Here is a 13,504-nt window from a genome sequence, read left to right as displayed (position 1 = left end):
AGCCCGCCGCTCCCGGCCGGTTCGCTTCAGCGCCGCGCGAACAGCTTCTCCACGTCCCTCAAGGAGAGCGTGACGAAGGTGGGGCGGCCATGGTTGCACTCCCCGGCGTTCGGGGTCGCCTCCATCTCGCGCAGCAGCGCGTTCATCTCCTCGACCTTGAGGCGCCGCCCGGCGCGGACCGAGCCGTGGCAGGCCATGGTGGCGGCCACGTGGAGCAGGCGCCGCTCCAGCGGCAGCGCGTCGTCCCACTCGCCCGCATGCTCGGCGAGGTCGCGCACCAGGCGCGCCGCGTCGCAGTCCCCGAGCAGAGCGGGAACCGCCCGCACCAGCACCGCGCCCGGGCCGAACGGCTCGATGTCGAGCCCGAGCGCGGAAAGCTCCGCCGCCCGCTCCAGGATCAGCCCCGCCTCCGCCGCGTCCAGCTCCACCACGGCGGGGATGAGCAGCCCCTGCCGGGCGACGCCGTCGCGCGCGAGCGCCGCCTTCAGGCGCTCATAGACCAGGCGCTCATGGGCGGCGTGCTGGTCCACCAGCACCAGGCCCTCGCGGGTCTGGGCGAGGATATAGGTCTCGTGCAGCTGCGCCCGCGCGGCGCCGAGCGGGAGGTCGAGGTCGCCCGCCTCCGGCGCCCCCGCGAAGGCGCGGGCATCGGCGGAGGGCAGGGCGAGCGGAGCGGGCACGGGCGCGGCGGCCCCCGCCGGCGCGTCTTCCGGCGTCCCGCCGAGCGGCAGGGCCGGGGAGGCGCGCCAGTCATAGCCGCCGGCGGGCCGCCCGAACGGCGCCGCATAGGCCGCCTGCCGGCCCGCACCGAAGCCCGGCTGCGCCGGCGCCGCACCGGACGGCTCCGGCCGCGCCAGCGCCACCAGGCGATCGGCGATGGTGGCGGCGGTGCGCGGCGCGCGCGCGGCGAGCGCGTCCTTCAGCGTGCGCACGATCAGCGCCCGCACGTTGCCGCCGTCGCGGAACCGCACCTCGGTCTTGGCGGGGTGCACGTTCACGTCCACCTCGCGCGGGTCGAGCGTGAAGAACAGCGCCAGGACCGGGTGCCGGTCGGAGGGCAGGAGATCGGCATAGGCCGCGCGCACCGCGCCCATCAGCAGCTTGTCGCGCACCGGGCGGCCGTTCACGAACAGGAACTGGCTCAGCGAATTGGCCTTGGAGAAGGTGGGCAGGCCGGCGAGCCCTTCCAGAAGCACGCCTTCCCGCATCCCCTCCACGGGGATCACGTTCGCCCCCGCTTCCGCCCCCAGCACGTCGGCGATGCGCGCGGCGCGCCCGTCCGCATCGCCGGCGCGGGCCGGAAAGGTCACCGGCGCCCGGTCGTCCAGCACCAGAGTGAAGGCCACGTCCGGCCGCGCCAGCGCGAGCCGGCGGACCACGTCGGCGGCGGCCGCCGCCTCCGCCCGGTCGGACTTCAGGAACTTCAGCCGCGCCGGGGTGGCGTAGAACAGGTCGCGCACCTCCACCCGCGTGCCCTGCGCCAATGCCGCCGGGCGCGGCGGGCTCACGACGCCGCCCTCGACGCGGATCTCGAACGCGCTCGGTGCGCCGCGCGGCCGGCTTGTGATGGCAAGGCGCGCCACCGCGCCGATGGAGGGCAGCGCCTCGCCGCGGAAGCCCAAGGTGGAGATGGCGAGCAGGTCCTCGCCGTCGAGCTTGGAGGTGGCGTGGCGCTCCACAGCGAGCGCAAGATCGTCCGGCCCCATGCCCGCGCCGTCGTCGGCGACCCGCACCAGGCGGCGCCCGCCGCCGTCGATCACCACCTCGACGGCGCGCGCGCCCGCATCGAGCGCGTTCTCGGTGAGTTCCTTCACCACCGCGGCCGGCCGCTCCACCACCTCGCCGGCGGCGATGCGGTCGATGAGCACGGGCGGCAGGCGGCGGATCGGCATCGGGCGGACGACTCAGAGGACCACGGGCGCCGATGATAGCGCCGCGCGCCCGGCGGGTCAGTCCCGCTCCACCGCCACCACGCGGCCCTTGTCCACCGCCAGCGCCAGGCGCCCGGCCTTGAGTGCCAGCGCGCGCTCGCCGAACAGCTCGCGGCGCCAGCCCTGCATGGCCGGCACGTCGGCCGCGTCGTCGACGGCGATGCGCTCCAGGTCGTCGGTGGTGGCGATCACCTTGGCGGCGACCGCGTTCTGCTCGGCCGTCATGCGCAGCAGCACCTTGAGCAGCTCCACCGTGGCGCTGGCGCCGTTGGGCAGCGGCTTGTCGCGCTCGATGCGCGGCAGCGTCTTGGGGTCGCGGGCGACCCCTTTCCTCACCGCCTCGAGCACCGCCTCGCCGAAGCGCGAGCGCTCGAAGCCCTTGGGCAGGGAACGCAATTCGGCGAGCTTCTCCGGCGTCTGCGGCGCCTGGACGGCGATCTCGGCGATCACCTCGTCCTTGACGATGCGGCCGCGCGGCATGTCGCGGGTCTGCGCCTCGCGCTCGCGCCAGGCGGCCACCTCGACCAGCACCGCCAGCTCGCGCGGCTTGCGCACGCGGGACTTCAGGCGCTCCCAGGCGGTGTCGGGGCTCTGCTCATAGGTGGCGGGCGAGGTGAGGACGCGCATTTCCTCGCCCACCCATTCGCCGCGCCCGCGGGCATCGAGGTCGGCGGTGAGCTTGAGGAAGATGTCGCGCAGATGCGTCACGTCCGCCACCGCATAGGTGAGCTGGGCTTGGCTCAGCGGCCGGCGCGACCAGTCGGTGAAGCGCGAGGACTTGTCGATGGCGTGCCCGGTGACGCGCTGGACGAGCTGGTCGTAGGAGACGCTGTCGCCATAGCCCAGCACCATCGCCGCCACCTGGGTGTCGAACACCGGATGGGGAATGAGCCGCGCCTGGTGCCAGATGATCTCGATGTCCTGCCGGCCGGCATGGAACACCTTCATCACCTTGTGGTCGGCCATGAGGCGGTAGAGCGGGTCGAGATCGAGCCCCTCGGCGAGGGCGTCGATGATGATGGCCTCCTCGGGCGAGGCCACCTGCACGACGCAGAGCTTCGGCCAGAAGGTGGTTTCCCGCAGAAACTCCGTATCGACGGTAACGAAGGGGTGGCGGGCCAGACGCTCACAGGCCGATGCCAGCGCCTCGGTGGAGGTGATCAGATCCATTGGGCGACCATACCCACCGCCGTCCTCCGCGGAAAGGGAATGTGGCGCGATTTTGTCAGAAGTGAGCGGAATGGCTGATAAGCAAGCATTGCGCAGGACGCATGACTGCAGGCCGCCGCCGTCTCCCCGGCGGCGGAAAGGCCTCGCGCGCTTGACAAGCCCCAAGGCGCATGCACCTTCGCCCCGCCTCAGACGCGGTCATCCGCGCCGCGGCGCGCCGGGCCTTCCAGGCGGCGCCCGGTGCGGAACGCGGCCTCTCGCGGCAGTCCGGCCACACGCGGCCGGCCGGCGCCGAGGCCGGGTCGAAGGACCCCGCAGACCGACCATTCAGCCTTTGAAAGGGCACGCCATGCACCGCTACCGCTCCCACACCTGCGGCGCGCTCACCCTCGCCGAGGTCGACCAGAGCGTGCGCCTGTCCGGCTGGTGCCACCGCATCCGCGACCATGGCGGCGTGCTGTTCATCGACCTGCGCGACCATTACGGCCTCACCCAGGTGGTGGTGGACCCCGACAGCCCGGCCTTCGCCGCCGCCGAGAAGGCGCGCGCGGAATGGGTGATCCGGATCGACGGCAAGGTGCGCAAGCGCCCCGAGGGCACCGAGAATCCGGACCTCGCCACCGGCGCCGTGGAGGTCTACGCCGCCGAGCTCGAAGTGCTGGGCGCCGCCGCCGAGCTGCCGCTGCCCGTGTTCGGCGACGTGGAATATCCCGAGGAGACGCGGCTCAAGTACCGCTTCCTCGATCTGCGGCGCGAGAAGCTGCACAAGAACATCATGACCCGCATGGCGATCATCGACGCCATGCGTGCGAAAATGAAGGGCCAGGGCTTCTTCGAGTTCCAGACGCCGATCCTCACCGCCTCCTCGCCGGAGGGGGCGCGCGACTTCCTCGTGCCCTCGCGCCTGCACGCGGGCAAGTTCTATGCGCTGCCGCAGGCGCCGCAGCAGTACAAGCAGCTGATCATGATGAGCGGCTTCGACCGCTACTTCCAGATCGCCCCCTGCTTCCGCGACGAGGACCCGCGCGCCGACCGGCTGCCGGGCGAATTCTACCAGCTCGACCTGGAGATGAGCTTCGTCGAGCAGGAGGACGTGTTCCAGGCGGTGGAGCCGGTCATCACCGGCGTGTTCGAAGATTTCGCGAACGGCAAGCCGGTGACCAAGAACTGGCCGCGCATTCCCTATGCCGAGGCCCTGCGCAAATACGGCACCGACAAGCCGGACCTGCGCAACCCGCTGGTGATGCAGAACGTCTCGGACCATTTCCGCGGCTCGGGCTTCAAGGTGTTCGCCCGCATGCTGGAGGTGGAGAAGAACGAGGTTTGGGCCATCCCGGCTCCCGGCGGCGGCTCCCGCGCCTTCTGCGACCGCATGAATTCCTGGGCGCAGGGCGAGGGCCAGCCCGGCCTCGGCTACATCATGTGGCGTGAAGGGGGGGAGGGCGCCGGCCCGCTCGCCAACAATATCGGCCCCGAGCGCACCGAGGCGATCCGCGCCCAGCTCGGCCTCAAGGCCGGGGACGCCGCCTTCTTCGTGGCCGGCGATCCGGACAAGTTCGTGAAGTTCGCCGGCCTCGCCCGCACCAAGGTGGGCGAGGACCTGAATCTCGTCGACCACGACCGGTTCGAGCTGGCCTGGATCGTCGACTTCCCGTTCTACGAATATTCGGAAGAAGAGAAGAAGGTCGACTTCTCGCACAACCCCTTCTCCATGCCGCAGGGCGGGCTGGAGGCGCTGAACACGCAGGACCCGCTCACCATCAAGGCGTTCCAGTACGACATCGCCTGCAACGGCTACGAGATCGCCTCCGGCGGCATCCGCAACCATCGCCCCGAGGCCATGGTGAAGGCGTTCGAACTGGCCGGCTATGACGAGGCCACCGTGGTGGAGCGGTTCGGCGGCATGTACCGCGCGTTCCAGTATGGCGCGCCGCCCCATGGCGGCATGGCGGCGGGCGTGGACCGCATCGTCATGCTGCTGTGCGGCGTGACGAACCTGCGCGAGATCTCGCTCTTCCCCATGAACCAGCAGGCGCTCGATCTGCTCATGGGGGCGCCCAGCGAGGCGAGCCCCAAGCAGCTGCGCGAGCTGCATATCCGGGCGGTTCCCCCGAGCAAGTAATCTCCGGCGAATGATGTAGAGTGCCTTCGGGGAGGAAGCCGGCCGCCACGCGCCGGCGCCCCCCGGAGGAAGCCCCATGCGGTATGCCCGCCAGTTGCTCGTGATCGCGGCCCTCGTGCTTCCCGCCGCCGCCTCGGCCCAGACCGCGCCGGCCGCGGCGCGGGCCCCCGCGCAAGACACCGCGGCAGTGGCGCGCGAGGTGGTGCACCTCTCGCTTTCCCCCGGCTTCGAGGGGCGCTTCAACCGCATGATCGGCGAGGCGGTGGCGAAGCTCCCCGCCGACCGGCAGGCGGCCGCCCGGGCCGATCTCCAGAAGGCCGCGGCGGACGCCCGCGAGGAAATCCTCGCCGCCATCGCCGAGCAATATGCCACCGCCTTCACGCCGGCCGAGCTGAACGACCTGCTCGCCTTCTTCAAGAGCCCGCTGGGCCTGAAGCTGGTGAAGGTGGAGGAGGCGAAGTCGCCGGAGGTCAACGCCGCGATCCAGCAGCAGATCATGAAGCTGGTGGTGCAGATGAGCGCGCTGCCGCGCTGAGGCGGCGGAAGCGGAAGCCTTGCAGGGTTGCGCCGCACCTGCCGCTGCGGCAGTGTGGCAGAGCGATCCGATGCGCCGGGTCGGATCCCGTGCGGGGCGGGAGCCATCCGGCCGGCGCAGGGCACCGCCGCCGCCCCGCTTCCCTTCCGAGGCGGGGCCGCGCCCTCCGGAAAAAGGAAATCCCCGTGATCCGAGCCTTCGCGCCGATTCTCGCCGCAGGACTGATCCTGGTCGCCCAGCCCGCGCGCGCCGACGACATCGCCGATGCCATCGCCGAGGCCCAGAAGGCCTATGCGGCCGGCGACCTCTCCGGCGCCAAGCAGTCTCTGGACGTCGCCTCCCAGCTCCTGGCCCAGCGCAGCGCCGACGGGCTCGCAAAATTCCTGCCGCCGGTGCCGCCCGGCTGGACCGCGGGCGAGACCGAGACCGATGCGGCGGCGGCAGCCATGTTCGGCGGCGGGCTGATCGCCCGGCGCGAATATTCCAAGGGAAGCGCGGAGGTGACGGTGCAGATCATCACCCAGTCGCCCATCATCGCCCAGATGGGCGCCATGTTCTCCAGCGCGCAGATGCTGGGCGCCATGGGCAAGGTGTTCCGCCACCAGGGCCGCACCGCCGTGCTCACCAAGGAGGGCACGATCCAGCTCATGTCCGGCGGCACGCTGGTCATGATCGAGGGCTCGGGCAGCGAGGCCGACAAGCGCGCTTTCCTCAACGCCATCGACCTCGCGGCCATCGAGAAGGCCGGCGGCTGAGCCCGAGGGCAGTTGGGGGCTCCGTCACCTTCTCCCCTGGCGCCTCTCTTCCCCACCGTTTCCCCATTCTCCACCGTCGCCCTCCGGCTTGACCGGAGGGCCCATGCGGGGCCGGGCGCGACGCCGCCGGGTTGCATGGATGCTCCGATCAAGTCGGAGCATGACGGCGGGAAGGGTGCGGCGCGTCATCGGCAGCGGGGCGGGAGTCTGCCGGCTTCGCCGATCCCTTCCCTGGACCCCGGCTCGGCGCTCCGGCTGTGCCGTCGATTGGCCGGGGCACGACGGCTCCGCCGTCGCTTGGAGGAAAGACGGCTGCGCCGTCGCTGGGCCGGGGACCGCCCTCGCGTCCCGGCCGACGGGAGCGAAGCGGAGCGCAGCGGGAGGAGAGCCGGGACCCAGCGCAAGGCTGCGCCGAAGGCGGCCTTATCCTTTCCAGGCGCGGCATCGGAGGATTTGACGGCTTCGCCGATCCCTCCCCTGGACCCCGGCTCGGCGCTCCGGCTCACGCCGTCGCTTGGCCGGGGCACGACGGCTCCGCCGTCGCTTGGAGGAAAGACGGCTGCGCCGTCGCTGGGCCGGGGAACAGCGGCTCCGCCGTCGGCTACTTCACGCGCTCCAGGATCGACACGTAGTTGGCGACCGCCGCGCCACCCATGTTGAACACGCCGGCGACCTTGGCGCCGTCGATCTGCATGTCGCCCGCCTCGCCCATGAGCTGCATGGCCGAGAGCACGTGCATGGACACGCCCGTGGCGCCGATCGGGTGGCCCTTCGACTTCAGGCCGCCCGAAGGGTTCACCGGCAGCCTGCCGTCCTTCTGGGTCAGCCCCTCGCGCACCACCTTGTAGCCGTCGCCGGGCTTGGCGAGGCCCATGGCCTCGTATTCGATCAGCTCAGCGATGGTGAAGCAGTCGTGGGTCTCCACCAGGTCCAGGTCGTCAAGGCTGAGGCCGGCCTCCGCCAGCCCCTGCGCCCAGGCGCGGCGCGCGCCCTCGAAGGCGATGGGGTCGCGGCGCGAGAGCGGCAGGATGTCGTTGGCCTGCGCGCGGGCGCGGAACGCCACGGCGCGGGCGAGGCCCTCGGCCACGTCCGCGGAGGCGATCACCAGCGCCGCGGCGCCGTCCGACACCAGCGAGCAGTCGGTGCGCCGCAGCGGGCCGGCCACGTAGGGGTTCTTCTCGGAGATGGTGTTGCAGAACTCGAAGCCGAAGTCCTTGCGCATCTGCGCATAGGGGTTCGACACGCCATTCTTGTGGTTTTTGGCGGCGATGCGGGCGAGTTCCTCGGAACGGTCGCCGTAGCGCTGGAAATAGGCCTGGGCGATGCGCCCGAACACGCCGGCGAAGCCCCCGTCGATGTCCGCCTCCTCCTTGCGGTAGGAGGCGTTCAGCAGGATGTCGCCCACCTCGGCGGTGGGCTTGGCGGTCATCTTCTCGGCGCCGATCACCAGCGCGATGCGGCCGCGCCCGGCCTCCACATAGTTCAGCGCCGAATGGATGGCGGCCGAGCCGGTGGCGCAGGCGTTCTCCAGCCGCATGGCCGGCACGTGGGCCAGTTCCGGCACCGACAGCGCCGGCATGGCGCCCTGGAAGTCCTGCTTCTGGAAGCCGGCGTTGAACACGCCCACATGGATCGAATCGACGTCCGCAGGGGCAAGGCCGGCATGCTCGATGGCGGCTCCGGCGACCCGGCCCATGAGCGCCTCGGTGTCGGCGTCCTCGAGCTTTCCGAACGGCGAGTGGGCCCAGCCCACGATGGCGGCCTTGGCATCCATGGCGCGTCTCCCTGACGGTATCGGCAATCGGCCCAAGCGCTAGCGCAGTTCCTCCGGCCTGTCCAATGGCGCAGGGGCGCGGGACGAGGCCGCACCGGGCGGCCATGTTCTCGCCATGCCGCTCTGGTGGAAGGCGGTCTTAAGGATTTGCTCACCGTGCTCGGGCATGCTCGGGCGCAGAATTGGGCTTGCGGCGCCGCGGCGGCCGTCGGACTTGAGATCGGCGCCGGCTGCTTTATTGTTGGGGCGTGCCGTTCAGGCATCCCGCAGCGGTTCGCGGGGCTGGCGCAGGCGGTGCGATCGGACGACGATACGATCGCGGAGCCGCGTTCGTGGGTTTGAGGCCGGCTTCCGGCTTCGGGAAAGGGCGGTCCGCATCCTTCGGGGGCGGGCCTTCCGCGTCGAGCAGCGAGGACCATGACCGCCTACGACTTCGACTGGGACGACGAGTCCGGCTACGACCTCTACGAGGAGCCCCATGAGGAGCCGCGCCGCCGCGCGCCCCTGGCGCTGCTGGTGGGCGTCGGCGCGCTGGCGCTGGCCGGCGCGGTCGGCGGCGGGGTCTGGTTCATGGCCGGCTCCGGCAGCGGCAAGCAGGACCGCCAGGCGATCGCGAGCGCCGGCCCGGCCCTGCCGCCCGTGGTGCTGCGCACCCATTCCGGCCCGCTGCCCGGCAGCGACGGCGGCATTCCCTCCGCCGGAACGCTCTCCCAGGGCGAGAACTGGATGTTCGCGCCCGGCGTCGTCACCGGCGCGCGCGGCTTCACCTCCTCCGCCGAGGCGCCCAGCACCAATGTGGTGACGAGCAACACCTCGCCCGCCCCGCTGCCGCCCAGCAATCCCGGCCGCCAGGCCGGCGTCGCGCCCCTGCCGACGCCCAACCCGCTCTCGCGCGAGCGCGACTATCCCATGGCGCGCGAACGCGACGCCTATGGCGACCTCGCCACGCGGGACGCGGACAAGGACCACGTGCCGTGGGCCAAGGCGGACGTGGCACTGCCCACGCCCGGCAGCGGCTATGCGGTCTATGACATCGTCGGCCAGACCGTCTACATGCCGAACGGCGACCGGCTGGAGGCCCATTCGGGCTACGGCAAGATGTTCGACGACCCGCGCCACGTCTCCAAGCGCATGGTCGGCCCGACCCCGCCCAACACCTACAATCTCGTGATGCGCGAGGCGCTGTTCCACGGCGTCGAGGCGATCCGCATGCATCCGGTCGAGAAGGACAAGATGTTCGGGCGCGACGGCATCCTCACCCACAGCTACCTGCTGGGGCCGCGCGGCGATTCCAACGGCTGCGTCTCGTTCCGCGACTACGAGAAGTTCCTCGCCGCCTTCAAGCGGGGCGAGGTCAAGCAGCTCATCGTGGTGGCCGAGCTCGCCAACCCGCCGGCGCCGGCCAATCCGCTGCTCGCCTGGCTGAGCGGCAACAAGCGCTGAGCCGCGCTGGAGCCGGCGGTCCGGCGCGCCCGCATCGCGCGGACCGGCTCCACCCCGCTTGCCAATGCTTCAGGCGACCGCGCCCAAGGTGCCCAAGGTGCCTACGTCGCGGCTGAGGCGGATGTCCACCTCCCGGTCCACATAGCGCCATTCCTCGGTCGCCCGCAGGCGGCCGACCAGGTCCTCGAACGCCGCGGCGTCGGCGGGCGCGTATTCGAACCAGGTCAGGAAATCGAACGGCTCGCCGCCAATCTCCCGGCTGTGGTGCAGCCGGCGCGCCACCTGAGGAAGATAGTCGAGCCCGATCGCGATGTGCCGCGAGCGCTCCTCGATCACGGCCCGCCGCTCGTCCTGGGCGAGGTCCCACCAGGCCTCGGTCTTGCGCACCGGGATCAGCGCGGCGCAGGTCGCGCCGGGTCGCGCCAGGCCCTCCTGCCGCGCGCGCAGCGCGGCAAGCTCCGCGCGCTCGGCGTAGCGCGGATGGCTGGTGGTGCCGGTGAGCTGCCATGCGGCATGGGCCAGGTCCGGCCGCCGGCCCTCGGCGACGTCCAGGCGATCGGCGTCCGCCAGCGTGGGGCCGATCACCGGCGCGATGCGATCGATGCGCCAGGCACCGGCCGGACCGGCCGTGAAGGCGACGAGGAGGGGAGCGGCCATCGTAGGGTTTCCGGCATTGCGATACCTGAGGCTAACATTGCCGCAATGCAGCACAAAGGCATGTGCCGCGCGGCGCCGCGCCCCTCGACGCCCTGCGCCATCTCGCGCATAACTTGGTCCATGAACATCCTGCGCACCACCGCCCCCCGCACCCCGCGGGCCACCCGGACCATCGGCGAGCGTTTCGAGGGCAAGGCGCTCAAGGCCGAGATTCTCGAAATCGCCCGCGCCCATCAGGGTCGCGACCTGGAATTGCGGCAGGCGGTGGTGGCGCGCATGAAGAGTGCGCTGGCGGAAGGCCGGGCCGAGGCCGAGCGGCTGCTGATGGAAGAGGGGTGCGGCCGCTGCTGCGCCCAGCGCCTGTCCGCGCTCCAGGATGCCATCATCCAGGCCGCCTTCGAGGTCGCGACCACGCTGCTCTACCCCATGGACAACCCCTCGCGCTCCGAGCGCATGGCGGTGGCGGCGGTGGGCGGCTACGGGCGCGGCATGCTGGCGCCGGGCTCGGACACCGACATCCTGTTCGTTCTGCCTTACAAGCAGACCGCCTGGGGCGAGAGCGTGGCCGAGGCCATGCTCTACATGCTGTGGGACCTCGGCCTGAAGGTGGGCCACGCCACCCGCTCGGTGGACGAATCGCTGCGCCAGGCGCGCGCCGACGTCACCATCCGCACCTCGATCCTGGAGGCGCGCTTCCTGGTGGGCGACAAGGCGCTGTTCGAGGACCTGGAGCGCCGCTTCGACAAGGAGGTGGTGGAGGGCACCGCCGCCGAGTTCGTCGCCGCCAAGATGGCCGAGCGCGAGGAGCGCCTGCGCCGCGCCGGCCAGTCGCGCTATCTGGTGGAGCCCAACGTCAAGGACGGCAAGGGCGGCCTTCGCGACCTGCACACGCTGTTCTGGATCGCGAAATACGTCTACCGCGTGCGCGCCACCGGCCAGTTGGTGGCGAAGGGCGTGTTCACCCGCGAGGAGGCGCGGCTGTTCACCCGCTGCGAGGACTTCCTGTGGTCGGTGCGCTGCCACCTGCACTTCCTCACCGGCCGCGCCGAGGAGCGCCTGTCGTTCGACCTGCAGCGGGATATGGCCGAGCGCCTCGGCTACACCGAGCATCCCGGCCAGCGCGACGTCGAGCGCTTCATGAAGCACTATTTCCTGGTGGCGAAGGACGTGGGCGACCTCACCGCCATCCTCTCCGCTGCGCTGGAGGAGCGCCACGACAAGCCGGTGCCCGGCCTCAAGGGCATGGTGCAGCGCCTGTCCGGCCGCTCGCGCACGGTGGCGCTGAAGGAGAGCGCCGACTTCATCGTCGACCATGACCGCCTGAACGTGGCCGACGAGGAGGCGTTCAAGCGCGATCCGGTCAACCTCATCCGCCTGTTCCACATCGCCGACAAGCGCGACCTCGCGCTGCATCCCGATGCCATGCGGCTCGCCGCCCGCTCGCTGGCGCTGATCGACGCGGACCTGCGCGAGAACGAGGAAGCCAACCGCCTGTTCCTGGAGGTGCTCGCCTCGCGCAATGCGCCGGAGACGGTGCTGCGGCGCATGAACGAGGCCGGCGTGCTCGGGCGCTTCGTGCCGGAGTTCGGCAAGGTCGTCGCCATGATGCAGTTCAACATGTACCACCACTACACGGTGGACGAGCACCTGCTGCGCTGCATCGGCATCCTCTCCGAGATCGAGCGCAAGTCGAACCCCGAGAACGGCCTCGCCAACGACCTCATGGCGACCGTGAAGAACCGGGCGCTGCTCTATGTGGCGCTGCTGCTGCACGACATCGCCAAGGGCCGGCCCGAGGACCATTCCGTCGCCGGCGCCCGCATCGCCCGGCGCCTGTGCCCGCGCTTCGGCCTCTCGGCGGTGGAGACCGAGACGGTCGCCTGGCTGGTGGAGCAGCATCTCGTGATGTCCACCGTCGCCCAGTCGCGCGACCTCTCGGACCGCAAGACCATCGAGAACTTCGCCGCCGTGGTGCAGAATCTCGAGCGCATGAAGCTGCTCACCATCATCACCACGGCGGACATCCGCGCGGTGGGGCCGGGCACCTGGAACGGCTGGAAGGCGCAGCTCCTGCGCACGCTCTATTACGAGACCGAGCCGGTGCTCACCGGCGGCTTCTCCGAGGTGGACCGCGGCAAGCGCGTCGCCGTGGCCCAGGCCCAGTTCCGCCACGCGCTCGCCGACTGGTCGGACGACAAGGTGGCCGCCTATGCCGCGCGCCACTATCCGCCCTACTGGCTGCGGGTGGACCTCGACACCAAGCTGATCCATGCCCGCTTCGTGGACGCCACCGAGGCGGCGGGCAAGCCGCTCGCCGTGCATGCGGAGCTGGACCCGGCCCGCGGCATCACCACGCTGATGGTGCTGGCGCCGGACCATCCCAAGCTGCTCTCGGTGATCGCCGGCGCCTGCGCCTCCGCGGGGGCGAACATCGTCGACGCCCACATCTCCACCACCACGGATGGGCTCGCGCTCGACACCATCTCCATCCGCCGCGCCTTCGAGCGCGACGAGGACGAGCGGCGGCGCGCCGACAAGGTGAAGGACGCCATCGAGAAGGCGCTGGCCGGCGAGGTGCGGCTGCCGGAGGTGATCGCCCGCAAGCTGCCGAAGGGCCGGCGCACCTTCTCGGTGGAGCCGGAGGTGACGGTGAACAATTCCTGGTCGAACCGCCACACCGTGGTGGAGGTCTCCGGCCTCGACCGGCCGGGCCTCTTGTTCGAGCTCACCACCACGCTGTCGCGGCTGAACCTCAACATCGCTTCGGCCCATGTGGCGACCTTCGGCGAGCGGGCGGTGGACGTGTTCTACGTCACCGACCTGATGGGCGCGAAGATCACCGGCGCCGCGCGCCAGTCGGCCATCCGCCGCGCGCTGGTGGCGGTGTTCGAAGGCGCCAGCGACGACGAGGAAGCCCCGCGCCGCGCCGCGCGGGCCTGAGGCGGGGGCGCCGGGCGGGGCGGGGAAGGCCCCGCATCGTGTCGCGTCTCCGTTCGAATGGAGCCCGGACCAGCTCCCTCTCCCGCATGCGGGGGAGGGGTGGGGAGGGGCCCGCACGCAATGAGGCATGACCGGCGTCCGGCGTGATCGAGGTCCGCCGCTCTGCCTTGTCCGGCC

General features: G+C 71.3%; 9 protein-coding genes. 5 read left to right on the top strand and 4 right to left on the bottom strand.

The window, feature by feature from the left end; translation table 11 throughout:
* Positions 1 to 26: 26 nt before the first annotated feature.
* Together mutL and rnd are read right to left on the bottom strand one after the other, a co-directional pair.
* Positions 27 to 1,892, bottom strand: coding sequence for a DNA mismatch repair endonuclease MutL (gene mutL, locus D9R14_RS09285; RefSeq protein ID WP_121623044.1), 1,866 nt, complete (start codon positions 1,890 to 1,892; stop codon positions 27 to 29).
* Positions 1,893 to 1,949: 57 nt separating this feature from the next.
* Positions 1,950 to 3,101 carry a ribonuclease D gene (gene rnd, locus D9R14_RS09280; RefSeq protein WP_121623043.1) on the bottom strand — a complete coding sequence of 384 codons (1,152 nt, stop codon included), beginning with the start codon at positions 3,099 to 3,101 and terminating at the stop codon, positions 1,950 to 1,952.
* A gap of 349 nt (positions 3,102 to 3,450) precedes the next feature.
* Between rnd and aspS the strand changes: the two genes are divergently transcribed.
* The 3 genes from aspS to D9R14_RS09265 all read left to right on the top strand — a co-directional run bounded on the left by aspS (position 3,451) and on the right by D9R14_RS09265 (position 6,513).
* Positions 3,451 to 5,223 (top strand): aspartate--tRNA ligase, encoded by a 1,773-nt coding sequence (gene aspS / locus D9R14_RS09275; protein WP_121623042.1) that lies wholly within the window; start codon positions 3,451 to 3,453, stop codon positions 5,221 to 5,223.
* A 76-nt stretch (positions 5,224 to 5,299) separates the two neighbouring features.
* Entirely contained in the window at positions 5,300 to 5,758 is a 459-nt protein-coding gene (locus D9R14_RS09270; RefSeq protein WP_121623041.1) for a DUF2059 domain-containing protein, read from the top strand.
* A 185-nt stretch (positions 5,759 to 5,943) separates the two neighbouring features.
* The gene (locus D9R14_RS09265; protein WP_121623040.1) at positions 5,944 to 6,513 is read left to right on the top strand and encodes a hypothetical protein; all 570 of its coding nucleotides are present in this window, start codon (positions 5,944 to 5,946) and stop codon (positions 6,511 to 6,513) included.
* Between the two features lie 601 nt (positions 6,514 to 7,114).
* Here the strand turns inward: D9R14_RS09265 and D9R14_RS09260 are convergent.
* Entirely contained in the window at positions 7,115 to 8,287 is a 1,173-nt protein-coding gene (locus D9R14_RS09260) for an acetyl-CoA acetyltransferase (RefSeq protein ID WP_121623039.1), read from the bottom strand.
* Between the two features lie 417 nt (positions 8,288 to 8,704).
* Here D9R14_RS09260 and D9R14_RS23280 point away from each other — a divergent pair, with 417 nt between their 5' ends.
* A complete protein-coding gene (locus D9R14_RS23280; protein WP_210210831.1) occupies positions 8,705 to 9,730 on the top strand; it encodes a DUF2778 domain-containing protein in 1,026 nt (341 codons plus the stop codon).
* A 69-nt stretch (positions 9,731 to 9,799) separates the two neighbouring features.
* Here D9R14_RS23280 and D9R14_RS09250 read toward each other — a convergent pair whose 3' ends face one another.
* Positions 9,800 to 10,387 carry a chlorite dismutase family protein gene (locus tag D9R14_RS09250; protein WP_121623038.1) on the bottom strand — a complete coding sequence of 196 codons (588 nt, stop codon included), beginning with the start codon at positions 10,385 to 10,387 and terminating at the stop codon, positions 9,800 to 9,802.
* Positions 10,388 to 10,507: 120 nt separating this feature from the next.
* Here D9R14_RS09250 and D9R14_RS09245 point away from each other — a divergent pair, with 120 nt between their 5' ends.
* Entirely contained in the window at positions 10,508 to 13,327 is a 2,820-nt protein-coding gene (locus D9R14_RS09245; RefSeq protein ID WP_121623037.1) for a [protein-PII] uridylyltransferase, read from the top strand.
* The last annotated feature ends 177 nt before the right edge of the window (positions 13,328 to 13,504 follow it).

This window comes from Xanthobacter tagetidis (assembly GCF_003667445.1).
GTDB lineage: Bacteria > Pseudomonadota > Alphaproteobacteria > Rhizobiales > Xanthobacteraceae > Xanthobacter > Xanthobacter tagetidis.
Note: the sequence above shows the minus strand (reverse complement) of the source record. Positions and strands in the feature narration are given on the sequence as shown.

What these genes read in the sequence shown, in the direction of transcription:
- D9R14_RS09245 (WP_121623037.1), top strand. Translation starts at nt 10,508, where the DNA reads ATGAACATCCTGCGCACCACCGCCCCCCGCACCCCGCGGGCCACCCGG.
- D9R14_RS09270 (WP_121623041.1), top strand. Translation starts at nt 5,300, where the DNA reads ATGCGGTATGCCCGCCAGTTGCTCGTGATCGCGGCCCTCGTGCTTCCC.
- D9R14_RS09260 (WP_121623039.1), bottom strand. Translation starts at nt 8,287, where the DNA reads ATGGATGCCAAGGCCGCCATCGTGGGCTGGGCCCACTCGCCGTTCGGA.
- mutL (WP_121623044.1), bottom strand. Translation starts at nt 1,892, where the DNA reads ATGCCGATCCGCCGCCTGCCGCCCGTGCTCATCGACCGCATCGCCGCC.
- rnd (WP_121623043.1), bottom strand. Translation starts at nt 3,101, where the DNA reads ATGGATCTGATCACCTCCACCGAGGCGCTGGCATCGGCCTGTGAGCGT.
- D9R14_RS23280 (WP_210210831.1), top strand. Translation starts at nt 8,705, where the DNA reads ATGACCGCCTACGACTTCGACTGGGACGACGAGTCCGGCTACGACCTC.
- D9R14_RS09250 (WP_121623038.1), bottom strand. Translation starts at nt 10,387, where the DNA reads ATGGCCGCTCCCCTCCTCGTCGCCTTCACGGCCGGTCCGGCCGGTGCC.
- aspS (WP_121623042.1), top strand. Translation starts at nt 3,451, where the DNA reads ATGCACCGCTACCGCTCCCACACCTGCGGCGCGCTCACCCTCGCCGAG.